We start from the raw sequence: 25948 nt of genomic DNA, 5'->3' as shown, positions 1-25948 counted from the left end.
CTTGATTCCGGCTAAATTAGATTCCGGCGTGTTCTCCGTTGGTCAACAGCGTGAACAGCACCGCCATGCGGGCGTATACGCCGTTGTTTACCTGCTGCAAGACTGCCGCCTTGTCGTAGTCAGCAACGGCATAGTTGATTTCCATACCGCGCAGCATTGGGCCCGGGTGCATTACGATTGCGTCCTTCTTCATGGCTGCGGCGCGCGCCTTGGACAGGCCATAAAGGTTCGCGTACTCGCGGTGCGATGGGAAGAAGCCGCCGTTCATGCGTTCTGCCTGAACGCGCAGCATCATGACGATGTCTGCGTCGGCCAGCTCGGAATCAAAGTCATAGGAGACCTTGACCGGCCAGGTATCGACGCCGAATGGGAGAAGAGTAGGCGGAGCCACAAGGGTGACTTCCGCACCGAGGGTGTTAAGAAGGTCAACGTTCGAGCGAACCACGCGGGAGTGCAGGCAGTCACCCACAATCTTGACCTTGAGCCCGGAGAAGTTGCCGCCCTTGATGCCAAGTCGCTGGCGCATGGTCACGGCGTCGAGAAGCGCCTGCGTTGGGTGCTGATGTGCACCATCGCCGGCGTTAATAACGGAAGGGCCATCGCCGTTAGGCGCTACCCAACCCGCCAACTGCTGCGGCGCGCCAGACGATGCATGGCGAATGATGATGGCATCCGCACCGACAGCGCTAAGCGTGAGGCCGGTGTCCCTCAAGGACTCGCCCTTTTTCACTGACGACGTCGAGGTCGACAGGTTGATGACGTCTGCGGACATCCACTTACCCGCCGTCTCAAAAGAAGAGCGGGTACGAGTGGAGTTTTCATAGAACAAGGTAAAGACGGTGCGTCCGCGAAGGGTCGGAAGCTTCTTTACTTCCCGGCCTTCAAGCGCTTCGTGGAAACGGTCTGCCTCATCGAGCAGGCCAACGATTTCGTCTTTGTTGAGATCAGCGATGGAAAGTAGGTGCTTCATTTTAAGCCTCCGCGGTCTTGCGGGTCAGGACTACCGCGTCCCGGCCATCAATTTCGGCGTTGTAGACGATGACATCTTCGTCGCGTGCCGTTGGAATGTTTTTGCCGACGTAGTCTGCGCGAATCGGCAGCTGGCGATGGCCGCGGTCCACGAGGACTGCGAGCTGAATGATTTCCGGACGGCCAACGTCGGCCAGCGCATCAAGTGCAGCGCGAATGGAGCGACCGGAATATAGGACGTCATCGACCAGGATGACGGTCGCGCCGTTGATACCACCGTTCGGAATTTTGGTGGGCTGTAATGCGCGGTGCGGCTTGTTGTGGAGATCGTCGCGATAGAGCGTGATGTCTAGGGATCCCCATGGGATTTCTACGCCGGAAAATTCCGCAATTTTTTGTGCAAGACGCTGAGCCAATGGCACGCCACCAGAGGGAATGCCAAGGAGTACGACCCGAGTTGCGTTCTCAGAGTCGAGCGCCGTCTTTTCAATGATCTGGTGCGCGATGCGTGCGACAGTGCGCGCGACGTCATCAGAGCTCAACAGCTCGTTAGACTCCGCGTTGGTGTCAATTCCACTCATCGTGACCTCCTTCCCCGCCTCACAGTGCGGTCTTTAAAGGATGCCGGTAAATGGGAATGAAGTAACTTTGCGCCCACCGTGGGCGGAAAATTGCCTCAAGCGTCCGAGCAACATGGTTGCTCACATGGACAACGATGATTTTAGCACCAGCCTATAGTTCCTCGAAGCCGTTTCATTCAGCTACTACCCCCGCACGTAGCAACGATCTCACTTTCGTCAACCTTTTCTCACGTATCGCGGCAGTCAGTGCAGCCTACCCAACCCCCTTCACAGGCGTGAGCCTGCACACTAGTTCCAGTCGAACTACGGCGCTCCCCTCCCAATTGCTATTATTTAGGGAATAAAAAGTATTTGGACTCCCTTTGAGTCCGCCGTACTGGCACCCAAATCCGCTGAATTCTTGTCCGGTACAGTCGGCATCAATATCCTGCGCGATCGGCACAGATATAAGGAGAGGAAGACCAAAACCACGTGAGCTTTTCAGCCAAACACGAAGTTCCAGCCCCACGCGAGCAGGTATGGCAATGGCATACCCGTCGCGGCGCACTAGCGCGCCTTACTCCTCCTTTTACTTTCATGACCCCGTTAAAGCAGGCGGAGTCTTTGGCTGATGGCACCTCCATCTTGGGCCTGCCAGGTGGTCTTAAGTGGGTTGCCCGCCACGACCTTTCGCGCTTTCAAACCAACGTCAGCTTCAGCGACGTTTGCCTCAACGCGCCCATGCGCTCCTGGGCCACATGGCGCCATCACCATCTCTTTGCCGATGCCACTACCGGTTCCGATAACAATGCTGGCGCTACCCAAATCACCGACACCGTCGACACCCGCATTCCGGCATGGGCCGTCAACTCCGTGTTTGCTTACCGCCAACACCAGCTCATCGAGGACTTCCAGTTTTTGAACCGTCTGCGCGACCTTGGCACCCACGCTACGGCACCGGCCGTCGATTCTTCGAACAATGTCCGCCCGTTGGTTTTCGCCATCACTGGCTCCCGTGGCGGTGTGGGACGAAAGCTCACCGCGCAGCTGACCACGGCAGGACACCAGGTTATCCAGCTGGTGCGTAATACCCCGAAGCCCGGCCAGCGCCAATGGCGCCCGAACCTGCCAGCGCCGGATCTCTTGGAGGGCGTCGACGTCCTTATTCATTTGGCCGGCGAACCCATTTTCGGCCGCTTCAACGCCACCCATAAGGCAGACATACGGGATTCTCGCGTGGACCCGACACAGCTGCTCGCTGAGGTTGCCGCCGCAACGCCTGAGCTCAAGGCAATGGTCTGTGCATCGGCAATCGGCATCTACGGCACCGACCGGGGCGATACCGAGCTGACTGAAGAGTCCAGTCGCGGTGACGGCTTCTTGGCTGACGTGGTCAGTGATTGGGAGGGCGCCTGCGAACCTGCCCGGGAGGCCGGAAAGCGTGTGGTCAATGTTCGCACCGGAATCGCCCTCTCCGGCAATTCCGGCTTGCTACCGCTTTTACGGGCGCTGTTTTCTACAGGACTCGGCGGCGCGTTTGGCAAGGGCGAATTCTGGTACAGCTGGGTCGCCATGGATGATCTGACTGATATCTACTTCCGCGCAGCAGTCGATTCGCAACTTGCTGGCCCAGTCAACGCCGCCTCGCCTACCCCGGTCCTTAACAAGGATTTTGTCCATGCGCTCGGTGAGGAGCTCAAGCGCCCAGCGGTCGTGCCCATTCCAACTTTCGGCCCGGCACTGCTCTTGGGCAAGGAGGGCGCAAGCGAGCTCGCTCTGGCTAACCAGAAGGTCATCCCGGCCCGCCTGAAGGAGCTCGGCCACACCTTCCGTTACTCCACAGTCGCAGCTGCGCTTGCACACGAGCTAGGAGGCGAGGAGTTGTGGACTCCCGCCACGCGGGCGGCCAACTAGCAGGCACGCATCCCGGCTCCGGTAGCCTTGATCAAGATTCCGATTTATTCACCATGTAAGCAACGTGAGGATTATTTTCAGTGACTGATCAAGCCGATGGTCAACCAACCATCTTGCCCGATACCCCTATCGAGCCAGTGACGCTCGAGCGCATTGCGGAAATCTTCGACTCTGAGAAGTTGGAGTACCGCATCGAAGAACAGCCAGTTTCTGAAGAAAAGACCGTCAAGATGCTGCGCACTGGTTTCTCGAACGCAGCCATCGCATTCCAGCTGCGCGAGAACGCCATCACCGCCGATTCCGTGTGGCGCGGCACCATTCCGGCATCTGAGGGCCCGAACCTTCTGATGCACATTAACCAGTGGAACCAGAACCACTTTGCGCCGACCTTCCGCTTCTTCGAAGGCCCGGAAAATACCTTGGCGGTCTCCGGCGTGCGCGAGCTGGACACCACCCACGGTGCTTCCCGCAACCAGCTGGGCGCTTTCGTTATGTCCACCTTGGACGCCATCCTGCAGTCTTTCGCTTGGATTGAGCAGCAGTACCCGCAACTCGTCACCTGGGAGGAACACGAAAATGACTAATCAAGCTTATGCTCAGCCGCAGGTCACGCTCGACCGCATCATTAGCGCAATGCAGACCTTCGACATCGAGTTGACCAAGGTCGAAGGCCGCGACGATGCCGCTACCGCTAACTTGAACGGCCTGCCTTGCCTGTTCGCGGTTCTGGATTCCGTCGCCATCGTGCGCTGCGATGTGCCAACCGACGCCGTCTACACCCAGGCCGATGCTGGCCTGTTCCTAGCCGCAAACCAGATCAACTCCGTCGCTTTCGGCGCACGTGCCGTTATCTCCGAGCACGAGAACCTGCTTGTCGTACGTACCGAGCGCGATATCCCCTGCGCCGCTGGCCTGTCCGATGAGCAGCTGACCGCTGCTTTGAAGGTTGCCGTCGACGGCGTCATCGGCGCTCAGGATGCCATGGTTGCCTCCGCCGAGGAGATGGCCAAGCTCGGTTCCGAAACCGCAGCCCAGGCTGGCGAGGCTAGCTCAGCCGGCGAATAGCGCTCCTTTAACCCCGCGAAACACCTCTAGAAAGCGTGCGTTGTGACCAACCAGTCCATCTCTGAAGTCAACATTCACCGGCTCGCAGAGCTCTTCGAGCAGCTCGAGGCCGATTACGTCCTACTCGACAAAATCGAAGACCCCGCCCGGGAGGACGCTGCCGCTGACGGCGATGGCGCAGAAGCTGGCGTCGGCGAAGGCTCGGTGCTGCAGACTGGTTTGCCACACATCACCATCCACTTCGACATCGAGAATGACACTTTGAGTGCCTTCGCGGTGTGGGAAGGTCGCGTTCCGGCAAGCGCGGAAGAAAAGGTTGGCGCATTCATTGCGGAATTCAATTGGAACATGTCCGCGCCGACCTTAAGTTATGACTTCCGTCCGAAAGGCACTGGCGCGGGAGCCAAGCAGGAGGAAGAAGAGATCGCCATCTGCGCCAACCGCGCGATGGGCGTAGGCATCGGCCTTAGCTCTAACCAGCTAGGCAGCTTCGTCTTGAGCGCCTTCGACAGCTTCGGCATGGCTTTCGACGCCGTTGCCGAAGCCTTCCCGCAGGCAGCTAAGTGGAACGATAAGGCAGCAAACAAGAAAGGTCGCAGCTAAGAATGTCTACCCCGAACGCATTTCCTTTTGACCTGTTTAGCAAGCCTGATTTTCCTGCAGTAACGCTAAAGCGCGTGCGCGAGCAACTCAGCACCCCGGAGATGAACATGTTTCCGGAGGATAACCCGGACTTTCCGGATTCCTTGAGTGCTCACCTTAATAACTTGAAGTGGGTCATCAGCGCGGCGGAAGATTTGGTGAAGCTGGAGTGCCTCCTGCCCACCACGCTTTCCTACGAGGATGTCTCCCCCGTCTTCCACGTCATCGCCAACGAGCACAACGCTTCTGCTTTCGACGGCCGCGCTCTCGTGGGCCGGAGCGAAGAAGACACCGTGGAACTGCGTGGCGACGCCACCTTCGTCACCACCGCGGGCATGAACGACGAGCAGCTTTTCCACGCGTTGAACCTCGCGGTCATCGCCGCCCAAGACGCGCTTCTTAGCACCCTGGACCGCTTCAACGAGTTCGCTCACGCGGTCCAGGAATCAGAAAGCTAAGGGAGGCTGAGGGGCCTCCGTCCCCGTTTAGAGACTAATCAGGCCACGAATCAAAGCGCTGACTGCGCCCAGGGAAGCCACGGTCAAAGAAAGAATGCGTGCCTTCTCGCGCGGCACGTGGCGCGCAATACGAGTGCCCGTGGCGATGCCGAGGAACATGCCAATGACGCCGGCGGGCCAAATTAGCCACGTCACATCACCGAATCCGCCCGCACCCACGGCCAACTTGGTGCTCACTGAGAATAGACCGCCCACGATAAAACAAGGCTGCAACGTAGCGGCGTAGACCGCCTGCGGCCAGCGCGCCGCCTGCGCATAAACGGTAATAACAGGGCCGGCTACACCAGCTAGCGTGTTTGTGAAACCGCCGAGCACACCCGCTGACAGGGAGGGGCCAAGGCCGTGCATTTCCGGCACGAAGCGCTTGCCAAAGGTCACCACGCCCAGGGCGATGAGCAGGGCCGCGCCCACCAAGACCAGCAAGGCGGCCGAGTCGATATTAGCCACCAGCAGGGCCGCCGGGATTGCACCTAGCACCATCACCGGCGCGATACGCAAGAACTTGCCCCAGTCCACGTTGGCACGCATCGAATACGTAGTCAGCATCGCGTTGACCACCGCCAGCACGTTGATAACCATGATGCCCTGGACTGGGCCCAGAAGCAGCGTCAAAATAGGTCCGCCGACGAGTCCAAGCCCCATGCCGGAGACTCGTTGCAGGCAAGAACCCAACGTCACGGTCAGCAGGATCGCGAGTGGGATTGCAATCATTGGGCGTACTTCTCCACCACCGCGCGTCCCACGTGCGCCGGGAACATGCCCGTGACGTCCCCACCAAACTTGGCCACCTGCTTGCACAGCGAGGAGCTGATGTAGCCGTACTTTTCATCGGTGAGCAAGAAGACCGTATCGATGCCGGAAAGACGGCGGTTCATCTGCGCCATCGGCAGCTCGTATTCGTAGTCCAAGGAGGAGCGCAGCCCCTTGACCAGTGTGTCCACGCCGTGTTCCGTGGTGTAGTCCACGAGCAGGCCGGACCAATAATCGACCTTGATGTGCTCGTCGAAAGTCGCACGAATAAACTGCACGCGCTCTTCCACGCTAAATAGGCCGGAAGGCTTATCCGGGTTGCCGGTGACCAACACGGTTACTTCGTCGAACATCGCCGCCGCTCGGTTGATGATGTCCACGTGGCCCAAGGTAATGGGGTCGAAAGAACCCGGGCATACTGCTTTAGTCGGCATAGGTTTTCCTTTACTCCCCGCTTGCATCCGGACGGTGGTAGATGGCCATATCAAAGCGCGCTATACCAAATGTGCGCTTCTTGAGCTTCTGGCCGGTGGGCTCAAAGCCTTCGGGCCACTGCGGTTCTGGGCTGTCTACGTGACGCTCGATGACGACAATCGCTGCATCATCAAGCACGGGCTCAATGGCCTCCAGCAGGCCCTGCACATCGTCGAAAGCATACGGTGGGTCTGCCAACACCATGTCAAAGTAGCCGCGCGGTGCGGTGGCCAGGTAGGTGGAGGCCTTCATCTCGCGTACGTCCACGCGCGGGTGCTTGACGACGTCCACGTTGTGCTTGATCACCTTCACTGCCGCCGGGTTGGATTCCACCAGAACGACTTCCTCCGCGCCGCGACTAGCTGCTTCCAGGCCCAAGGCACCAGAGCCGGCAAACAAATCCAGCACGCGGCTATCAGCAAAACCCCAGCGCACATTCAACGAAGAAAAAAGGCCCTCGCGTGCGCGGTCCGCGGTAGGGCGCGTGCCGGACTCTGGCACCTTGATGCTGCGCCCGCGGGCTTCTCCGGCGATAATTCTGGTCATCGTGCCTCCCCAATAATCGCTAGTACGTCACCGCCATAGACTGCGGCAAAGTCTTCAGTACACAACTTATCCACCACTCCACGTCCCGGGACTACGACGGGAGCTTCTAGTTTGGTGGCCTCCACGGTAGCGATGGCATCTCCCGCAGAGACCTCTTGGCCCACGCTCACGTGAAAACGCACAGTGCCGGCAAAAGGTGCGCAAATGTTCATGGGCTCTAGATTAGTTCTTTTCTAGGTATTCCTGCTCGCTCTCGGTCATGTTCCGGGTTAATTCCACCGCCAATTCTGGGTTGCGCTGCACTAAACGGTACGCATCATCGTGCGTGCGCTCAATGATGTCGCGGTCATGGGCCAAGTCCAGCAGGCGCAGCGAGCGCTGGGTTCCCGATTGCAGGGTGCCCAGGATGTCTCCCTCGTGGCGCTGTTGCAGGTCAATCTCCGCCAACTCGAAGCCTGAGGTGGTGTCCGCAATCTGCATGATGCGTTTAAAAGAGCCCGTGTTTTCCGCCGCGGTGGTATGGAACAGACAGATGGAAGCATTGCCGCCGCGGCCAACGCGGCCCCGCAGCTGATGCAGCTGCGAGACACCAAAGTTCTCGGACTCGCGAATGAGCATCACCGTGGCATTGGGCACGTCAACGCCGACCTCGATGACGGTCGTAGAGACCAACACATCTGTTTCACCCCGCGCAAAGCGCGACATGACCTCATCTTTATCGTTCATGCGACCATGCAGAACGTCGAGTTTAAGGTCACGTAGCGGTCCGGCCTGGAGTTGGGACGCCACCTCGAGTACGCCACCTTCTCCCTCGATGCGCGGGCAGACGATATAGGCCTGGTGGCCAGCCTGCACCTCCTCACGGATGCGCGCTAAAGCACGCTGCACCCAGGCTGGTGCCCATTCCGGAACCACGCTGGACTGGATGGGCTTGCGCCCGCCAGGCAGCTCGCGCAGGGTAGATACCGCCAAGTCACCGAAGACAGTCATGGCGATGGTGCGCGGAATCGGCGTTGCCGTCATGACCAGCATGTGTGGGCTCGTGCCCTCTCGAGTTTTCGAGCGCAGGCTATTGCGCTGCTCCACGCCAAAGCGATGCTGCTCGTCTACTACCACGAGACCTAGGTCGAAGAACTCTACAGAGTCCTGGATAATGGCGTGCGTGCCGATGACGATGTCGGCCTCGCCGGAGACAATGTCCAGCAGTGCCTGGCGCTTTTCCGCAGAGCGCTGGGAACCGGTCAGGACGGCGACCTTGACGCCATCGGGCACGCTCGCGCTAATCGACGCCCCGTGCTGCGCCGCCAGCACCTCAGTCGGTGCGAGCAGTGCCGCCTGTTTGCCTGCATCGACCGCCTGCAACATCGCACACGTAGCCACCATGGTCTTGCCGGAACCAACCTCGCCCTGCAGCAGGCGCATCATGGGCAGTGTGCCGCAGAGGTCTTCGTCGATTTCCGCAATGACCTTACGCTGCCCTGCCGTTAGTTCGAAGGGTAGGTTGCTCAGCAGCCCATCACGGTAGCCGTCCAAGATGGAAGGCATCGCCACGGCGGTACGCGCCTTGAAGTCGCGTTGGCGCAGGGCCATGACGAGGCCAATGGACAAAGCCTCGTTGTACTTCAAACGCTGAATAGCTCTTTCCGGGCCAGCCGCTGTGGGCTCGTGGACTTCACGGATAGCTTGGTCAAGTTCCACCATCATCCGGTAGTCCAGCGGCTCGGGGATCGTCGGAGTATTCTCCAGCACCATGTGGATAGCGCCCATGATGTACCACGAGGTCACCTTGCCGCTGGCGGGATAAATAGGAATCCACTCGCGCTCAAGCAAAGATTCCAGTTGCCCGAACTGCGAGAGGTTACGCAGCGAGCCTGTAGCCGTAACCTTGCCGCCGCTGCCTCCGGAAGGCGCTGCGTCGTAAAGCGCGTTGCTCGCGCTGCCTGCACCGCCTGCATCGATAACCACGAAGTCAGGATGTTGGAGCTGCGGCTGCCCGCGGTAGAACTTCAGCTTGCCGCTTAGCATCAAACGCATGCCTTGGCGCAGCACGCGGGTGAGATAGTGCGCGTTGAAGAAGGTGACGCTAATCCCATTGTCCATCGCCAAAGTGAGCAAGAAGGTCTTGGCTGTGTTCCGCTGCTGGAGACGCACCACCTGGCCGGTGACGGTGACATAATCGCCTTCGTTGGCACCGCCCAGGCCTACCTCTTTGTTGTGGCGGATGTAGTCACGCGGATAGTGGCTGAGCAGCTCGCCGCAGGTGGTGTACCCAAATGCCTTTTTGATTTTGGTGGCGTCTTTGGCCGGCAAGATCTCTTTCAACTCCCGCTCGTCCCGCCATCCCAGCATGCTTACTCCACTCCGATCTCAGTCTTGATGCCCTCAACATGGATGGCAACGACCTCCACCTCGAGTGCCTCAGACAGGTAATCATCATCCAGCTTAAGGCTGGTGAGGACGGTGACTTGCTCTCCCCCGGCAGCCAACATTTCACGGCTTTTGACCAAGATAGAGTCAACGTCTTCATGCGCAGGTTTATCCACGCGCATGGAACGCGCGGCATCCCGCATAACAGAAACCATGGAATCGGTGTCAGGATTATCCGGCTCATAGACGGAGATTGCCGCCAGGCCTGCAACCAAAGACTCAGTGGGCACCACGCGGGCCTCCCCGGCATCGCCCTCAAACCCGTTGGGCAGGTAAATATCCTGCGGCTGCGAAACCGTGACTTGCTCGCCTGGGCGAACAATCTTGGCGCCTACGGTTTCAAAAAGTGCTGCGACCGGGCCTGCCGGCGCTACCGCAAAGATGCGCCGTGATGACTCATCCACTACGGGTTCGTCTGCTGCCTCCGGCAGTACTTCCAAGCGCAGGTTGCTTACCACGCCGGAGCCGAAGGCCATCTCGATGACAGGGCCGGCCTCACGGGTATGAATGTGTACCGAGCCGGAGTTCTCAGTGGCGCGGGCAATGACGAGGCTATTGCCATGCTCACCTATCTTTTCACCAAGTGCGTCCAGATCCCCTTCGAAGAAGAAGACCACCTCGAGCTCGGCCTCAACCTCGTCTTCGTGTTCGGCCTCGCGCACTGCGCCGCCCTCGATCTCAGCCAGCAAGGCCTCAAGCAGGATGACGAACCCGGTACCGCCAGCATCGACCACACCGGCCTCTCGCAGTACAGCAAGCTGCGAAGGGGTCTTGGACAATGCAGTGCGGGCGGCAGTGATGGTTTCGACCACAATGTCGTGGAATTGCTTGCCAGGCTGCTCAGCAGACGCGGAAGCCGCAGCTGCCGCCGCACGCAAGACCGAAATGACCGTGCCCTCCACCGGACGCGCAATGGCGCGTTCCACCAGCTGCACTGCGAGGCTCAAAGCAGACGCAAAAGTCTGGCCATCCACGCGGGAATCAACCGTGGTATCCGCGATGCCGCGCAGCACCTGGGATAACACCATGCCGGAGTTGCCACGGGCGCCGCGCACGGAACCGATAGCAAGTGCCTCGGCTACGTCGCCTCCCTTTTCCACCTGCTCGAGTGCAGCCTCCATGGTGTGGGCCATGTTGGAGCCGGAATCGGAATCTGGAACCGGGAATACGTTAAGCGCATTGATTTCAGCGCGTCGGTGGGAAAGTTCACCAACAGTTCGGATCGCCCAGTTATGAAGACCACGGGCATCTAACGAACTCGGATATGACATGCCGAATAGTTTACAAGTGCCAGTCGACATCCGGCGCGCCCTGGTCGCGCAAAAGCTCATTAGCGCGCGAAAACGGCCGTGAGCCAAAGAATCCTCGGCGTGCGGAAAGAGGCGAAGGATGCGCCGAATTGATAATCGGCACGTCCGGCAAGAACTTCGCGCAGGCCTTGGCATCATTGCCCCATAAGATGGCCACCATCGGCTGCCGGTTGAGCGCCCGGATTGCAGCCTCCGTGATGGCCTGCCAGCCGAGCTTACGATGCGAGCCTGCCTCACCCGGTGCCACCGTGAGCACGCGATTTAAAAGCATGACTCCCTGGGACTCCCAAGCGCTCAAGTCACCGTCTTCGCGCGGGGCGACGCCTACGTCCTCGCTTAACTCTTTGTAGATGTTGTGCAAGGAACGCGGTGGTTTAACCCCAGGTGCCGTGGCAAAAGACCTACCTACCGCGTGTCCTGGCGTGGGATAAGGGTCCTGCCCCACGATGAGCACGCGTACTTGGGGCAAAGGCATGCGAAAGGCAGCAAAGACATTTTCGGCCGCTGGCAGGAATCCATCTTCCGGCAGCTGCTGCAATTGCTGCTCAATGGCCGGCAGGTGCTCTTCTAGTACCGGCACCAAGACCGGCAACCACGAGCTATCGATTACCGACGTATCAAAAAGTTGCGAGTACGGCGCAGTCATCATTTCCTCCCCTGAAAATTCCTCGCTGCTTTAAAAGCTCTGCCAGCCAGCGTCATACCTCGGCTTCTTACCATCCACGGTCAGCCCAGTGCCGCGGTTGACGGTGCCGATGACGCGGAACCCCGATGGCGCTTCCTTGTTGGTGGTAGCCACCAAGGTATGGTCCTCGCCGCCAGTGAGCACCCATTCCCATGGGTCAACGCCCAAAACCACGCCGGCTTCAGTGAGCAAAGCGTCAGGAGCGATGGCGGTGGAATGCAAGTCGATGTGCACGTTGGAGCGCTTTGCCACGCCCGCGATATCTGGCACGAGGCCATCCGAGTTATCCGTCATGGCGGTAGCCCCCGTGGCGCGGGCGATTACGCCGCGGCCTGGTTTGAGCGAGGGATTGCAGTGGGCGTCGATAAGCGGCCATAGCTCCGAAAGCTCGGGCGGTAGGTCGCGCCCATATTCCTGCAGCAATGCAAGCCCCGCCGCGGAGTAACCAATCTTTCCGTGGCTGACCAGCTTCTGTCCCGCTCGTGCCCCACCCAGGGTCAATGGGGGTTGGCTTCCGCCCAACGTGCCAATTGCGGTAACGGTGATAACCAGCTGTGAACCGCGCGTGAGGTCACCACCGACCAGCTCTGCGTTATAAAGGGCGCAACGCTGGGCGATGCCTTCTGCAATACCGCGCACGAAGGACACGTGGGTCTCCGCAGGCGCCGCAATCGCGAGCAACGCTGCAGTGGGACGCGCGCCCATCGCCTCGATATCGGCAAAGTTGCGCAGAATCGCTTTCTGGCCCACCTCCATCGGAGTGGACCAGTCACGGCGGAAATGCCTGCCCTCCACCATCATGTCGGTGCAAGCCACCGTGCGTGAGTTCGGCGGATCCGGGAACATGACGGCGGCATCATCACCGTTTAGCGCGCTGGGCGCCGCGGCTACGATTTCACCGATGACATGTTGCTCGCCTGCTTGCCCAAGGGTATGCGACAAATGCACGATGGCCTTTCTCAACGGGAGGTTAATACTGACACTACTTAACGCGTTAGGATGAACGCTTATGACCAACCAATTTAACCGCACCGCCGTATTTATCTCACTTGGACTATCCATTGCGATGGTATTCGCGGTTATTTTTGGCGCGAAGTTCTACTTCGAAAACACGGCCAAAGCCCCAGTTGCGCTGTCCCCCATTCAATCAGACGACGCTAACTCCGCGGAGTGTAAGGCCGTCGTCGCCGCAGCGCCCGAGGAGTTCATGGGCCAGCCCCGGGCCGAAATCGCCGAGCCGGTTCCGGCGGGCGCCGCTGCGTGGGCAAAACTTTCCTCCGAGTCGGTCAGCTTGCGCTGCGGCGCCAACCTGCCGTATCAGTACACCGCCTACTCCCAGACCGAGGACATCGACGGCGATGCCTGGCTCAAGGTCAAAGACATGACCCCAGGCTCCAACCTCACCACGTGGTACAACACCGATCGCAGCCCTGTGGTAGCAGTGACCACTTTCAACGACGAGCGTCCCACCGGTTTGGAAAAGACGCTCGAGCCGCTGCGCAAGGAGCACCACGAGCCCCGCCCGGCACCGCTTTTAAAGCTTGCCGACGGCCCGGATAAAATGTGTACCCCTTTGGAAAAGGCGCTGCCGGAGCACATCGCGGATGGCTACACCCGCCGCAGCGACATCGAGGACAAAAACACCTACGTCTGGAGCGCGGAAGGCCGCGAAGACATCGTGGTGCGTTGCGGCGTCGGCGCACCCGAAAACTACAAACCGGGCGTACAGCTCCAGCAAGTAAACGATGTGCCTTGGTTCGAAGACACCACCTTGGCCGAGGGAACTACCGGCGGAACCTGGTTCGCCTTGGGCCGCGCGAACGACTTAGCCTTGTTCGCGCCCCAAGACGTTGCCAACTCTGCGCTGGTGCGCATGAGCGACACTTTGGCCAAGCACACCCCTGGCCAGTAGCGAAGGTTATTTCGCGCGAGCGAGAGCGTTGTCTACCAGGGCGTCGAGAAGCGCTGCGTAATCGACGCCGGTGGCGGCAAATACCTGTGGATACATGGAGATCGGGGTAAAGCCCGGGAAGGTGTTGATCTCGTTGATGTAGAAAGCATCTTCGGTGATGAAAAAGTCCACGCGGCTAATGCCCTCACAGCCCAGTGCGCGGAAAGCCGCGATGGCGGTCTCTCGCAAAGTCTTGGTTAGGTCTTCCGCCAGCGGGGCCGGAATCTGTGCACTGACGCCTTCATCGATGTACTTGGCATCGAAGCCATAGAAGCCTTCGTCAGCCTCCTCAATGCCATTGAGCTGTGCCGGAACCGAAGCAATGATGGAACCATCCGCGTACTCCAGCACGCCGATTTCTACCTCAGCGCCCACGATCTCAGGCTCGACGAGCACCTTGCCATCGCTTTCGAAGGCCACCTCGGCTGCGTGCGGGAAATCCGCCCAATCCCTGACCTTGGAAACGCCGATGGAAGAACCACCACGTGCAGGTTTTACAAAGACCGGCAAACCCAGTTCCTGCTTTTCTTCCTCGGTCAACGCGGTGCGCTCCTTGAGCACCACCTCGGGCGCTACCGGCAGGCCCTCTGCCTTGAGCAGCTTTTTGGTAAATTCCTTGTCCATTCCGGCCGAAGAAGCCAGAACGCCGGTGCCCACATAAGGAATATCGGAAAGCTCAAACAGCCCCTGGACAGTGCCGTCTTCGCCATATGGTCCGTGCAGAACCGGGATGATGACATCGACTTGCGCATAATGGTTGTGCTGAGTGACGTTGTGGAAACGGCCCTTGGTGGCTGGGTTTAGGGACAACGCCAATTCATCGCCCAAGGTCACCTCCGGCATAACGCCATCGATGATTTCTAGGCCTTCGGTGGTTCCCGGCGTCCACTGGCCTTGCTTAGTAATTCCGATAGGCACCACCTCGTACTTCGCAGGGTCAAGGTGATTCATGATCGCGCCTGCGGAAATACAAGAGACAGAATGCTCGGAACTACGACCGCCATATACAACGGCTACACGGATCTTTTCGCTCATAACGGCAAACTTTACCCTCGCACTATTCCGACTTCTTTGAACGCCCCATCAACGCGACGATCATGTCTTCGACGTCGACGCCGCGGTGGCAAACTCCGTAGACCGCTTGGGTAATAGGCATCTCGACGCCCACCTGCTGAGCCAACCGGAAAATAGAATCCGAGGAGATAACGCCTTCTGCCACTTGGCCATTCGTTGCAGCCTTGGCTTCTTCCAGCGTGCCGCCCTGGCCCAAGCGGTAGCCAAAGGTGCGGTTACGAGAGAGGGTCGAGCTACAGGTGGCCACGAGGTCACCCATGCCAGCAAGTCCAGAGAAAGTAAACGGGTCAGCACCCAAAGCCACGCCAAGGCGAGTGATCTCCACAAGACCGCGAGTGATGATGGTGGCCAGAGTGTTATTGCCCAAGCCACGACCAGAGGCCATGCCGCAGGCGAGGGCGATGACGTTCTTGCAGGCACCACCGATCTCGGCACCAATGACATCGGTGTTGGTATATGGGCGCAGATACGGTGCGGCCGCTGCATGCTGGACAGCCTTCGCGCGCTCCTCGTCGGTGCACGCGATGACGGTGGCCGCCGGCTGCTCCTCCGCTACCTCTTTAGCCAGGTTCGGGCCGGAAAGTACTGCGATGCGCGATTCATCGACACCAGTTGCATCAGCGATGACCTCGCTCATGCGCTTTAGAGTTGCTGCCTCCACGCCTTTCGAGATGGACACCAAGGTGGAATCAGCAGGCAGCAAGGGCGCCCACTTTTCCAAGTTGCTGCGCAAGGTCTGCGAGGGCACACCGAAAATCACGATGGCGGAACCGTCGAGCGCCGCTGCGGCATCCGACGTCGCAATAAGGCCCGAGGGCAGCTCGAGGCCCGGCAAGTAATCAGGGTTGATATGCGTCGTATTAATAGCCTCAGCCAGCTCGGGGCGGCGCGCCCACAAGTGGACCTCGCTTCCCGCATCAGCGAAGACTTTCGCCAAGGTGGTTCCCCAAGAACCCGCGCCCATTACTGCAACCTTTTGCATTAGCTCTCCCCTTTGCGTATCTCGTGCAACATACCTAGATTAGCCCAACCGGCCCGCACAAAAGACAAGCTTTTTCAGCCTGCGGGCCAACTGGGGGTAAGTGAAGTAATATTCAGCCAACCGAGCGCGAAGAACCGGCGCGTGCGGATGCAAAGCGCGCTCAAAAAGCGCAAGATAGTTAAGAATAAGCTGCGCAGCCATCTGTTAAGGAGCGAAATGCCCAAGGCAAAAAACATGCATGAGACGGACAAAGACGCAAAGTCTGAGGTCTTCATCTCGGGCCGTCATCAGGAAATTCCTACCAATCCCGCCAAGGAATTCAAGCGCACCACCTTGGCAGCCGGCGCCGTGTTGTGGCGTGGCAATCCCCAGGATCCCGAGGTAGCGGTAATCCACCGCCCCCACTACGACGATTGGTCTTTGCCTAAGGGCAAGGTCGATCCAGGTGAGTCCCTGCCCACCACTGCGGCGCGCGAGATCCTTGAAGAGACCGGCTATGATGTCAAGCTTGGCAAGCTCATCGGCAAGGTCACCTATCCAGTCCAAGGCCGCACGAAGGTGGTCTACTACTGGTTGGCCCAGTACCTTAAAGGCAGCTTCGAAGACAATAGCGAGACCGATGAGCTGCGCTGGCTGCCCATCGATGAGGCCTGCGAGCTGCTTACCTACGACGTCGATACTGACGTTTTAGCTAAGGCCAAGAAGCGTCTGCGCTTGGCTCCCACCACCCGCGTTCTCTATGTGCGCCATGCACGCGCCCATCAGCGTCGCAACTGGGAGGGTGACGATAATCTGCGCCCGTTGGATAAAAAGGGGCGTCGCCAAGCAGAAATGCTCGTTCCGATGCTTTCGCCCTACCACCCCACCGCCATCTACTCGGCGAGCCCACAGCGCTGCCAGCAAACCGCAGCGCCGCTTGCCGATGAACTCGGGCTCGACATTGCTGTCAACAAGGACTTCGGGGACGAGGGCTGGCAAAAGTCTCCCGCAGCTGCCGAGCAAGCCTTCCAACGGGTGGTGGCGAAGGGCGGCGTGCCGGTCATCGTCAGCCAAGGTGAAACCATCCCCGGCATTCTCGAAAGCCTAAAGCCACAGTTCCTCAAGACCGACTTCGAAGACCTTCGCTTCAAGAAGGGCTCGGTGTGGGTGCTCTCCTTCAACAACGGCGTGCTCACCGGCGCTGACTACCTCGCTAGCGCGCTGCCAGTTCGCTAGCAAAACGTATTGAACTCGGATCCTATTTTAGGAATCCGAGTTCTTTAGGTTTTCGCCGTTTTATACCCAACGGTGAACCGGGCGGCCAGTGGCTTGCCTGTAGAAAATCATCATCATGAATGCCTGGATGCCGAGGGCGAACGAGAGCCCGACGATTGGAATGCAGGCCAAGAGGCTAACGAGCAATCCGCCCACAATGAGGCACAGGAGAGACTGGCCAACGTTATTCTTGGTCAGATTGAAGGAGGTGCGGAAAGTTTCGCCGAGACTCATCTCTGGGTTATCCGCCTTGATATATGGAACGAAGGAGAGGAAGAAGCTGGCAAGCAAACCCGGAATGATAAGCAGGATAAGGCCCACATACACGATGATTTGGACCACGATGTAGTGACCCATTAAGCCAAAGGTATTTCCGCTTTTAAAGAAGTCTCCAAAGCTCGCGCGTTGGCCGTCCGTCTCTTTCGCGGCGGCTCTGTAGACGTTTGCTGTCATCCAAAAGCAATAGAACAACATGAAGACTACGCAGAAAACGCCCCCAATCGGTGCCAAAATATTTCCAGCTTCGGAAGGATCGGAAGTGCTCGGTGCTAGCCCCGCGACGATTGCTACTATTACCCCCGCGAGCAGAAACATGATGACAAAGTGCGCAAGCGGTGCCAAAATCCACGGTCCAGGATTGCGGAAGAAGCCCTTAAACCCCTGTCCGATGGCGTCGCCGGCATCTAACCTTGGCGGCGGCCCCTGCAACTGACCAGTCATCTGGTTGCCATTAGGGGCGTTGCCAGCACCGGCATAACCCGCGCCGCCCTGTGCGCCGTACTCGCCGTACTCGCCATATGGAGGCAGGCCCGGATTAGGCTGTCCGCCCTGAACAGGTTGGCCAGACTGCCCGAAGGGATTGTTCGGGTCGTTCTGGTTAGCGTTCGGGTAGTTACCGTTAGCGTTAAAACCGTTATTGTTTCCAAATTCTTGAGTCACGACTCACAGACTATTCTGACGCGTGCAAGGTTTCTAGAGAAAAATCAGTCCTGTTACCGATTGTTAACGCAACAGGGGTAAGTGACTGGCAATTATCAAAAAGAAGCAACAGAAGGTTTAAAAGTTGGACGCCGGTCTTCGTAGTCTGTGATCGCGTCTTCGTTGCGCAGCGTCAGCCCTACGTCATCGAGTCCCTCCATGAGGCGCCAGCGCGTGTAGTCATCAATCTCGAAGGAATACTGATTGCCGCCAACGCTTAAGCGTCGCGCCGCCAGGTCCACCGTCACCGAAGTCTCGTTTTGTTCCAGCTGCTTCCATATCAGCTCAATGTCTTCCTGCGCCATGATGCCAGTGAGCAGCCCCGCCTTGCCGGAGTTGCCGCGGAAGATATCCGCAAAGCGCGAGGAAAATACTGCCTTGAAACCGAATTCCCGCAGCGCCCACACCGCATGCTCACGCGATGAACCGGTACCGAAGTCGGGGCCTGCGAAAAGCACCGAGCCGTTGCAGAAAGGCTCACGGTTAAGCACGAAGTTTTCATCCGCGCGCCAATTTGAAAAAAGTCCCTCGGCAAAGCCCGTGCGCTTGACGGACTTTAGGTAGCGGGCCGGAATAATTTGATCAGTATCGACATTGGAAGCGCGCAGCGGCACGCCGATGCCGGTATGGGTAGAAAATTTTTCCATGGTGGTTGCCTTCTTTGCTTAATAGGGTTTGATGTTGGTACCGAATCTAGAAACGGGTGGATTGGCCTAGCTAAGGTCTGCTGGGCTGGCCAGGTGCCCTAAGATCGCAGTCGCCGCGGCCACGGCGGGAGAAACCAGGTGGGTGCGCCCGCCTGGGCCCTGCCGGCCTTCGAAGTTGCGGTTTGAGGTCGAAGCAGAACGCTGCCCCGGCTTTAGCTGATCCGGATTCATGCCCAGGCACATGGAGCAGCCCGCCGTACGCCACTGCGCGCCAAAGTCCTTGAAAATCGTGTCGAGGCCTTCTTTTTCAGCTTGGGCCTTGACCAAGGCAGAGGAAGGCACCACGAGCATGTTTGTCTCGGGATAAATGCGTTTTCCTTTAACCACCGCGGCGGCCGCGCGCAAATCCTCGATTCGCGCATTCGTGCACGAGCCCAAGAAGACGGTATCGATCTTGATGTCTCGCAGCGGCGTGCCGGGCTCAAGATCCATATAGGCCAGAGCCTTTTGCGCCGCGGCCTTAAGGTTCTCATCACCAATATCCTCTGGGTCTGGCACATTTGCACTCAATGGCAAGCCTTGGCCCGGGTTGGTGCCCCAGGTGACAAATGGAGACAGCTCGGAAGCATCGATTTCCACGACCGCATCAAAATTCGTGCCCTCATCGGTAGGAAGGGTCTTCCAATAGGCCACGGCGGCTTCCCAGTCCCTGCCCTTCGGGGCAAACTCGCGGCCACGCACATACTCAAATGTGGTCTCGTCCGGAGCGACCATTCCCGCACGCGCGCCCGCCTCGATAGACATATTGCAGATGGTCATCCGCGCTTCCATCGACATGTTGCGAATCGCCTCGCCGCGATATTCAATGATGTAGCCTTGGCCGCCGCCGGTACCAATCTTGGCAATGATGGCCAAAATCAGGTCCTTCGCGCTCACGCCTTCCGGCAGGTCGCCGTTTACCTCTACAGCCATGGTTTTGAATGGCTTTAAAGAAAGCGTCTGCGTTGCCATAACGTGCTCAACCTCGGAGGTACCGATGCCCATGGCGATGGATCCAAAAGCACCGTGCGTCGAGGTATGCGAGTCGCCACAGACGATGGTCATACCCGGCTGCGTAATTCCAAGTTGCGGGCCCACGGTGTGGACGATTCCCTGCTGCTCCTCGCCCATCGAATGCAGCCGCACCCCAAACTCTTCGCAATTTTCTCGGAGGGTCTTGACCTGTGTACGTGAGACCTCGTCCTTAATCTCCAGCAGATTTCCCGTGGCAATCCCGCGGGTTGGAACGTTATGGTCCTCCGTTGCCAGGTGCAGCTCTGGGTGGCGAAAAGGACGGCCAGACAAACGCAGCCCATCGAAGGCCTGCGGGCTGGTAACTTCGTGGAGGAGTTGAAAGTCGATATAGATGAGATCTGGTGCGCCATCGCTTCCCTTTTGGACTACGTGATCACGCCAGACTTTCTCAGCCAAAGTCAGTTTTTCCGACATATTCATCACTCCGCTTGAAATCTCATGAATTGGAACGTAAATTTCATTATATGGGAGAGTATAGCGAAATATCCGGAATCAAGGTTTTAGATCGCGCCGTCGCCATCATGATGGCAGCCGCCAACCGTCCGTCCAACCTCAACGAACTCTGTGAAACCACCGGCCTGCCTAGGGCAACCACGCACCGCCTCGCCACCGCGCTTGAGGCTCACCGCATCTTGACTCGCACCCCGGATGGCAAATGGGGCGCCGGGCCCGCACTCCCGGGCAATCGGGATCATCTCATCGAAGCAGCCGGCCCCATCATGGACAAGCTGCTCGCAGACACTGGCGAATCCGTGCAGCTCTATCAGCTCTCGGGCAATTCTCGTACCTGCATTGCCACCCGTGAGCCCGAGTCCGGCCTGCACAACGTGGTTCCCGTGGGCCGCCAGCTCCCTCTTACTTCCGGCTCGGCCGCCCGCATCTTCGCCGCCTTCGAAGATATCGATATCGAAAACGCGACCTTCAGTGTCGAGGACGTCGAAAGGGCCCGCAGCAACGGTTACTCCGAATCCATCGAAGAGCGCGAAGCAGGTCTTGCCTCCATCTCTGCACCAGTCTTCGACCCGTCCGGCACACTCGTCGCGGTAATTTCCGTGTCCGGTTCCGCCGAGCGCTTCCGCCCTTCCCCCTCCGAGAAGTACGCCCCGCTGCTTGCCGACGCCGCGCAGAAACTCACTGCCCGCCTATAAGACATGAATCTATAAAACTTCGAATAAGCCGCCACCTCAGAAAAGGTGACGGCTTATTTCTTTTAAAGGGCAGGCTTTCTACCTCAGCCGCCTACACCCGGTTGCCTAGATAATGATTCCGTAGTTATTTGCAATGCCGCGGATCGCATCGATACCAAAGCCCTCGCTACTGGTGGTTGCCAGCCCTTCAGCTTGATCACCCGCCTTGCGGAGCTCAACGCCCGGCACCTCTACGATGTTGCGCGGCGGTGCGATGTTGGGGCGGCGCGGCACGAAGCCCTGATGCGGCAGGCCAGCCAATTCATTGGCATAAGGCATGCGCGCATAGTTTGCAAAGGAGGCCTGCTTGCCGTTGCGGCTGACCACGGTACCGCCCTGGTAGATGCCAACGACGCCCGGACGCCCCGGCATGAACACCCCGGAGCCGCTGTCGCCGTTTGCCTTGGGCAGGTTCGTGGCGTAGTGCATGCCGTCGAAATCCTTCGGGCCGTCGATTGCCTGCGCGCAATCATTACCGCTGAGACGACCGGTTACACAGACCTGCTCGCCAGCACGCGGAACCGGATTGATGCCGTCGCCACTGAGCGGGTTACCTTCGCTGTGGGTGCCGGCCGCAAACTGCACATAGGCCAGGTCATGTTCTGCTGCACCGGAAGGTTTAAACCACCGCAGGGTACCCAGGTGCTGGCCATACTCGTTGTAGACTTGCTGCCCCGAAAGACCACAGTGCGCGGAGGTCCAAGCACGCGAACCTTCCACATATCCCACTGTGCAAGCAGTGCCTTCGGCAGTAAGAATTACCTGCCCTTGCTTCACGCCAACCCCCGGATTGGCATGGGCCACGGCCTGGCCGCCCAGCAGGGCAAGCGTTGCGCCGGCAACGGCAGCAAAACCCTTTATTAGTCGCATAGATCCCTTCCTCCCTTGCGTCACTTCCTTAACATAGCGTGCCGAGAGCGTTTTTCATACATCACCCACACCCCGCGCGTCACTAAAGAAAAAGTTTTGAAAAACTTTGGCCGCCTTATTGAAATCGAAATGAAAACATTGTTTAATGGAAACAGATTGAAAACGCGGAGCAACCGCACGACCCACAAGGAGTAGAAACCATGGCACACACCATCCACGAAGACCACGCACACACCCACGGCGAGGGCTGCGGCCACGTCGCATTCCCACACGGCGACCACACCGACTACCTCCACGATGGCCACATCCACCGTGAGCACGAAGGCCACTGGGACGAGTGCGAGAGCACTGAACATCACGAGCATGCGGACCACGACCACCAGCACGGTGAGGGCTGCGGCCACGTTGCGGTTCCCCACGGCGACCATGTTGACTACCTGCACGATGGCCACCGCCACGCCGCCCACGAAGGCCACTGGGATGACCACTAATCGGTAGCGAACTATAACCGTTACCTCAACCGTCACCTCTTTCTTAGAGGTGACGGTTTTAATCTTTTCGAACATACGCCACACGATCCGCGTTAGGCTTAGGGCATGTTTGCTTCACGACGCCTTCCGCTAACGCTCGCCACCATCGCACTCGCCGGCGGGTTTACTGCGGCTTGCAGCCCCGCCCCGAGCGATCACCCCACCCCGGCTGAGCCAAGCTTCAACAACAGCTTTGAAGAGTTAAAGGCCCTTCAGCAAACCAACGGCGCTTCCGTCCCCGATGCCCCGCAGCCCACGCTGGACCCCAACGCACCACAAACAGTGGCGCAGCAGGCAACCCCGCAAGGTGGTGGCCAGGAAGACGCCAACAACCACGTCACCGACCAAGACGCACGCCAGAATCTCATCGACTCCCTCGGCGTACAGGCAGGAGACGCTCCAGGAACGAAGGTGACGGTTAACGGCACTCCATCCGAGCTGTGCATGATGGGTGACGGTTACCACATAAACTTCCTCATGGCGGGCCCAAACACCAGCTGCGACTTTGCCAAGGAAACCACAAGCGCGCTTATCAATGCCACCCCAAGCCCTGCAGAGGACCTGCGCGGGTATATCCCCGGTTCCTTAAACGTTGCTAGCCCAGTAACCGGCAAGACTTATCAGATGAGCTGTAACGTGGCCGAAAACGCGCTGATCACTTGCAAGGGCGGCAACAACGCCACGATTTTCATCGTCTAGGGCGTTGAGCCAAAAGCACCAACGATTGGTACGCGCGAGTTTTAAACCATAAGCAAAAATCTCGAAACACTAACCACCTGGAAAGTGTTTCGAGATTTTCTATTTGTACCCCGTACGGGATTTGAACCCGTGTTACCGGCGTGAGAGGCCGGCGTCCTAGGCCGCTAGACGAACGGGGCTCGTTTAGCTGTCCGTTGCGGACTTGATAAGAGTAAACGATGCGTAAACAGTTAAACAAATCGCCTGCTAGCAATAGAAAATCCCGAACCCTTTGGCGCTTTTCTTGCGTGGTTAGCAGCTTGCTTTCTCTTAGGCTGGGCGCGGATCGAATCAGTGGTTATTCCGCTTGCAATCTGTTGATAGACAGAGCCTGGAAATCTAGCGTGCCAACTCGGGTTCGGGATGACGCTTAACGTCTAACAGCATTCGCACGAGGCTCCTACTTCTACGAGAGTTGGTTTAAAAGGAAGTTATGGATTCTAGCGATGCTGCCTAGTCGAAGGCGTTAGAGTAGCGTCGGTGAAAATGATGCGTTTCAATATCCGCCATCTACTCTCCTTTCATCCGGTAACTGCTTATATCTGCAGTCTAGGCACCGAATATCAGCCGCGGAAGCACTTTGGAGAACTTCCCAGTGGTCCCTCCCCTGGTACTAAAGCCTAAGACAAGAAGTGCTCGAGATTTAGCGCGCTGGTATGGGGTAAACAAGGACCGGTCCGCGCCGCCAACATAGGAAAAATCTCGAAACACAATCTTTGACGAAAGTGTTTCGAGATTTTTAATTTGTACCCCGTACGGGATTTGAACCCGTGTTACCGGCGTGAGAGGCCGGCGTCCTAGGCCGCTAGACGAACGGGGCTTAGAACTGTGATACGACTTGAAGCAGTATCACTGCTGGCCTACCAGGACTCGAACCTAGAATGACGGTACCAGAAACCGTTGTGTTGCCAATTACACCATAGGCCATCATTGCTTTGAGCTTTTAACCACCTTGGAGGCAAACCCCGCGGTGTTGCTCGCTGCAACGGTTTATTACTATAGCCACCGTTTCGGTTTTCACACAAATCGCCACGTCATCGCAGCTTTTTGAACTTGAAAAGGTGCGTTTTAGCGCGTTCTAATTACAACGTTGCGCTTTGCACCAGCCGCCGCTTCCGACTGTCCAAAACGGTCGCGGCCCCACTCCCAACGCATTGCGGGAATGGGGCCACGAGAAGCGCCAGCTAGTAGCTACAGCTTTGCCCCTACTGCTGCGCAGGCGCCTGGAACGGCGTGACAGCCAGAGCGGCGCGCAAGCGATTGAGGGTGGACTCCTTGCCCAGGAGCTCCATGGACTCAAACAGTGGCGGAGAGACCTGCTGGCCGGAGATAGCTACGCGCAAAGCTCCGTAGGCCTTGCGCGGCTTCAGCTCAAGCTCCTCAATGAGGGCCTTGGACAGTACGGACTCAATGGCATCCGTCTTCCACTCCTCCAGCTCCTCCAAGCGAGCGATGGAGACCTCCAGCGGCTGCACCGCATCTTCCTTGAGGTTCTTCTTTGCGGACTTCTCGTCGAGTTCCAGCTCGGCATCCGGAGTAACCAGGAAGCTCATGAGGCCATAGGCGTCGCCAAGCATCTTGATGCGGGTCTGCACCAGGTCTGCCACGAAGGCAAACTTCTGCTCGTCATAATCTGCCGGGAAATCGGTATACTCGGTCAGGTAATCACGCAGACGCTGCGCGAAGACCTCGGGCTCTAGCAGGCGAATGTGATCGGCGTTGATGGCCTCCAGCTTCTTCTGGTCAAAGCGAGCCGGGTTACCCAGAACGTCTTCCACATCGAAGTTCGCAACGAGCTCGTCCACGGAGAAAATGTCCTGATCCGCAGACAGGGACCAGCCCAGCAGGGACAGGTAGTTGAGCATGCCCTCCGGAATGATGCCGGCGTCGCGGTGATTAAAGAGGTTGGACTGCGGGTCGCGCTTGGAAAGCTTCTTGTTTCCCTCGCCCATAACGAACGGCAGGTGACCAAATTCCGGGGTCTGCTTAGCGATGCCGAGTTCCTTCAGCGCCTCGTACAGTGCCAGCTGACGCGGAGTGGAGGAAAGAAGGTCCTCACCGCGCAGAACGTGCGTGATGCCCATCAGCGCGTCATCGACCGGGTTAACCAGAGTGTAAAGCGGCGCGCCGTTGGAACGTGCAACGACGTAGTCCGGCTGGGTCTCAGACTTGAAGGTCAACTCACCACGAACGAGGTCCTTCCAGGTCCAATCCTGCTCCGGCATGCGCAGGCGCCACACTGGTTTGCGGCCTTCCGCCTCAAACGCCGCAATCTGCTCGTCGGTGAGATCGCGGTCGTAATTGTCGTAGCCCAGCTTCGGGTCACGGCCGGCCGCCTTGTGGCGCTCTTCCACTTCCTCGGCAGTGGAATAAGCCGGGTAGACGTAGCCACCCTCCTTCAGCTTCTCCAGAACATCGGCATAGATGTCCATGCGCTGGGACTGGCGGTAAGGCTCGTGCGGACCACCTGTCACAACGCCCTCGTCCCAGTCCATGCCCAGCCACTTCAGGGAGTCAATGATGGCCTGGTAGGACTCTTCGGAGTCACGTGCAGCGTCGGTGTCTTCAATGCGGAAAACCAGCTTGCCACCAGTATGGCGCGCGTATGCCCAGTTAAAAAGCGCAGTACGAACCATGCCCACGTGCGGGGTGCCGGTGGGCGATGGGCAGAAACGTACGCGTACGTCAGAAGTAGTTTCAGTCATGCCCACCATGGTAGTGCAGGCCCTTTAGGCCAGCGCCACCACCCAACTCCCGTCACTTCCAGGGCTTCACCCAAAATGGGGTAACTGAAAATAGAATT

27 protein-coding genes and 3 tRNA genes are annotated in these 25948 nt (G+C 58.4%); 10 read left to right on the top strand and 20 right to left on the bottom strand.

Annotated elements, in window-relative coordinates:
• Positions 1-16: 16 nt before the first annotated feature.
• Together HMPREF3158_RS10090 and pyrR are read right to left on the bottom strand one after the other, a co-directional pair.
• Positions 17-970, bottom strand: coding sequence for an aspartate carbamoyltransferase catalytic subunit (locus HMPREF3158_RS10090; protein WP_062035143.1), 954 nt, complete (start codon positions 968-970; stop codon positions 17-19).
• 1 nt (position 971) lies between these two features.
• Positions 972-1550 (bottom strand): bifunctional pyr operon transcriptional regulator/uracil phosphoribosyltransferase PyrR, encoded by a 579-nt coding sequence (gene pyrR, locus HMPREF3158_RS10085; protein ID WP_070498406.1) that lies wholly within the window; start codon positions 1548-1550, stop codon positions 972-974.
• 471 nt (positions 1551-2021) lie between these two features.
• Here pyrR and HMPREF3158_RS10080 point away from each other — a divergent pair, with 471 nt between their 5' ends.
• The 5 genes from HMPREF3158_RS10080 (at position 2022) to HMPREF3158_RS10060 (ending at position 5608) form a co-directional block, all read left to right on the top strand.
• Positions 2022-3443, top strand: a complete 1422-nt coding sequence (locus HMPREF3158_RS10080) for a TIGR01777 family oxidoreductase (protein ID WP_062040957.1) — start codon at positions 2022-2024, stop codon at positions 3441-3443.
• An 80-nt stretch (positions 3444-3523) separates the two neighbouring features.
• On the top strand, positions 3524-4027 hold the full coding sequence (locus HMPREF3158_RS10075) for a YbjN domain-containing protein (protein WP_061922251.1): 504 nt from the start codon (positions 3524-3526) through the stop codon (positions 4025-4027).
• Positions 4020-4508: a YbjN domain-containing protein gene (locus HMPREF3158_RS10070; protein ID WP_062040960.1), complete on the top strand. Its 489-nt coding sequence runs from the start codon at positions 4020-4022 to the stop codon at positions 4506-4508. Before HMPREF3158_RS10075 ends, HMPREF3158_RS10070 begins: the two co-directional genes overlap by 8 nt.
• 42 nt (positions 4509-4550) lie before the next feature.
• Positions 4551-5111 (top strand): hypothetical protein, encoded by a 561-nt coding sequence (locus tag HMPREF3158_RS10065; RefSeq protein WP_070498404.1) that lies wholly within the window; start codon positions 4551-4553, stop codon positions 5109-5111.
• Positions 5112-5113: 2 nt separating this feature from the next.
• Entirely contained in the window at positions 5114-5608 is a 495-nt protein-coding gene (locus HMPREF3158_RS10060; protein ID WP_062040965.1) for a hypothetical protein, read from the top strand.
• Between the two features lie 27 nt (positions 5609-5635).
• Here HMPREF3158_RS10060 and HMPREF3158_RS10055 read toward each other — a convergent pair whose 3' ends face one another.
• The 8 genes from HMPREF3158_RS10055 to HMPREF3158_RS10020 are packed head-to-tail and all read right to left on the bottom strand — an operon-like array spanning position 5636 to position 12922.
• Entirely contained in the window at positions 5636-6379 is a 744-nt protein-coding gene (locus HMPREF3158_RS10055; RefSeq protein ID WP_062035154.1) for a sulfite exporter TauE/SafE family protein, read from the bottom strand.
• Positions 6376-6852 carry a pantetheine-phosphate adenylyltransferase gene (coaD, locus tag HMPREF3158_RS10050; protein WP_061922236.1) on the bottom strand — a complete coding sequence of 159 codons (477 nt, stop codon included), beginning with the start codon at positions 6850-6852 and terminating at the stop codon, positions 6376-6378. The genes HMPREF3158_RS10055 and coaD overlap by 4 nt, the downstream gene beginning before the upstream one ends.
• A 10-nt stretch (positions 6853-6862) precedes the next feature.
• A complete protein-coding gene (rsmD, locus tag HMPREF3158_RS10045; protein WP_062040974.1) occupies positions 6863-7438 on the bottom strand; it encodes a 16S rRNA (guanine(966)-N(2))-methyltransferase RsmD in 576 nt (191 codons plus the stop codon).
• Positions 7435-7650 (bottom strand): biotin/lipoyl-containing protein, encoded by a 216-nt coding sequence (locus HMPREF3158_RS10040; RefSeq protein ID WP_061922230.1) that lies wholly within the window; start codon positions 7648-7650, stop codon positions 7435-7437. Before HMPREF3158_RS10040 ends, rsmD begins: the two co-directional genes overlap by 4 nt.
• A gap of 10 nt (positions 7651-7660) precedes the next feature.
• Positions 7661-9787 (bottom strand): ATP-dependent DNA helicase RecG, encoded by a 2127-nt coding sequence (locus HMPREF3158_RS10035; protein WP_070498402.1) that lies wholly within the window; start codon positions 9785-9787, stop codon positions 7661-7663.
• Between the two features lie 2 nt (positions 9788-9789).
• Entirely contained in the window at positions 9790-11136 is a 1347-nt protein-coding gene (locus HMPREF3158_RS10030) for a DAK2 domain-containing protein (protein ID WP_070498400.1), read from the bottom strand.
• 10 nt (positions 11137-11146) lie between these two features.
• A complete protein-coding gene (locus HMPREF3158_RS10025; protein WP_246816207.1) occupies positions 11147-11824 on the bottom strand; it encodes a uracil-DNA glycosylase in 678 nt (225 codons plus the stop codon).
• 27 nt (positions 11825-11851) lie between these two features.
• Positions 11852-12922, bottom strand: coding sequence for a thiamine-phosphate kinase (locus HMPREF3158_RS10020; protein WP_070498488.1), 1071 nt, complete (start codon positions 12920-12922; stop codon positions 11852-11854).
• Here HMPREF3158_RS10020 and HMPREF3158_RS10015 point away from each other — a divergent pair.
• On the top strand, positions 12870-13772 hold the full coding sequence (locus HMPREF3158_RS10015) for a DUF3515 domain-containing protein (RefSeq protein ID WP_070498398.1): 903 nt from the start codon (positions 12870-12872) through the stop codon (positions 13770-13772). The genes HMPREF3158_RS10020 and HMPREF3158_RS10015 overlap by 53 nt on opposite strands.
• 6 nt (positions 13773-13778) lie before the next feature.
• Here the strand turns inward: HMPREF3158_RS10015 and HMPREF3158_RS10010 are convergent, their stop codons facing one another.
• On the bottom strand, positions 13779-14846 hold the full coding sequence (locus HMPREF3158_RS10010) for a D-alanine--D-alanine ligase family protein (RefSeq protein WP_062035166.1): 1068 nt from the start codon (positions 14844-14846) through the stop codon (positions 13779-13781).
• Between the two features lie 22 nt (positions 14847-14868).
• Entirely contained in the window at positions 14869-15867 is a 999-nt protein-coding gene (locus HMPREF3158_RS10005) for an NAD(P)H-dependent glycerol-3-phosphate dehydrogenase (protein ID WP_070498396.1), read from the bottom strand.
• Between the two features lie 216 nt (positions 15868-16083).
• On the opposite strand from HMPREF3158_RS10005, the gene HMPREF3158_RS10000 reads away from it, so the two are divergent.
• Positions 16084-17082, top strand: a complete 999-nt coding sequence (locus HMPREF3158_RS10000; protein WP_062035170.1) for a bifunctional NUDIX hydrolase/histidine phosphatase family protein — start codon at positions 16084-16086, stop codon at positions 17080-17082.
• 60 nt (positions 17083-17142) lie between these two features.
• Here HMPREF3158_RS10000 and HMPREF3158_RS09995 read toward each other — a convergent pair whose 3' ends face one another.
• The 3 genes from HMPREF3158_RS09995 to leuC form a co-directional block, all read right to left on the bottom strand.
• Entirely contained in the window at positions 17143-18060 is a 918-nt protein-coding gene (locus HMPREF3158_RS09995; protein WP_061922206.1) for a hypothetical protein, read from the bottom strand.
• Positions 18061-18155: 95 nt separating this feature from the next.
• Complete coding sequence (gene leuD / locus HMPREF3158_RS09990) at positions 18156-18746, bottom strand: 3-isopropylmalate dehydratase small subunit (RefSeq protein WP_062035172.1); 591 nt, start codon at positions 18744-18746, stop codon at positions 18156-18158.
• A gap of 66 nt (positions 18747-18812) precedes the next feature.
• Entirely contained in the window at positions 18813-20234 is a 1422-nt protein-coding gene (gene leuC / locus HMPREF3158_RS09985) for a 3-isopropylmalate dehydratase large subunit (protein WP_070498394.1), read from the bottom strand.
• Between the two features lie 50 nt (positions 20235-20284).
• Here leuC and HMPREF3158_RS09980 point away from each other — a divergent pair, with 50 nt between their 5' ends.
• A complete protein-coding gene (locus tag HMPREF3158_RS09980; RefSeq protein WP_062035176.1) occupies positions 20285-20968 on the top strand; it encodes an IclR family transcriptional regulator in 684 nt (227 codons plus the stop codon).
• Positions 20969-21073: 105 nt separating this feature from the next.
• Here HMPREF3158_RS09980 and HMPREF3158_RS09975 read toward each other — a convergent pair whose 3' ends face one another.
• Positions 21074-21877: a hypothetical protein gene (locus HMPREF3158_RS09975; RefSeq protein WP_070498392.1), complete on the bottom strand. Its 804-nt coding sequence runs from the start codon at positions 21875-21877 to the stop codon at positions 21074-21076.
• A 200-nt stretch (positions 21878-22077) separates the two neighbouring features.
• Here HMPREF3158_RS09975 and HMPREF3158_RS12610 point away from each other — a divergent pair, with 200 nt between their 5' ends.
• Together HMPREF3158_RS12610 and HMPREF3158_RS09965 are read left to right on the top strand one after the other, a co-directional pair.
• A complete protein-coding gene (locus HMPREF3158_RS12610; protein ID WP_082787599.1) occupies positions 22078-22368 on the top strand; it encodes a hypothetical protein in 291 nt (96 codons plus the stop codon).
• A gap of 105 nt (positions 22369-22473) precedes the next feature.
• A complete protein-coding gene (locus tag HMPREF3158_RS09965; RefSeq protein WP_070498389.1) occupies positions 22474-23106 on the top strand; it encodes a hypothetical protein in 633 nt (210 codons plus the stop codon).
• 106 nt (positions 23107-23212) lie between these two features.
• Here the strand turns inward: HMPREF3158_RS09965 and HMPREF3158_RS09960 are convergent.
• The 4 genes from HMPREF3158_RS09960 to gltX form a co-directional block, all read right to left on the bottom strand.
• A tRNA-Glu gene (locus HMPREF3158_RS09960) sits at positions 23213-23285 on the bottom strand.
• A gap of 607 nt (positions 23286-23892) precedes the next feature.
• A tRNA-Glu gene (locus tag HMPREF3158_RS09955) sits at positions 23893-23965 on the bottom strand.
• Between the two features lie 35 nt (positions 23966-24000).
• Positions 24001-24072 (bottom strand) — tRNA-Gln (locus tag HMPREF3158_RS09950).
• A 278-nt stretch (positions 24073-24350) separates the two neighbouring features.
• Entirely contained in the window at positions 24351-25859 is a 1509-nt protein-coding gene (gene gltX, locus HMPREF3158_RS09945) for a glutamate--tRNA ligase (RefSeq protein ID WP_070498387.1), read from the bottom strand.
• Positions 25860-25948 lie beyond the last annotated feature (89 nt).

It is taken from the genome of Corynebacterium sp. HMSC06G04, assembly GCF_001807365.1.
Taxonomy (GTDB): Bacteria; Actinomycetota; Actinomycetes; order Mycobacteriales; family Mycobacteriaceae; genus Corynebacterium; species Corynebacterium simulans.
This window is presented reverse-complemented; position numbering and strand designations above follow the sequence as displayed.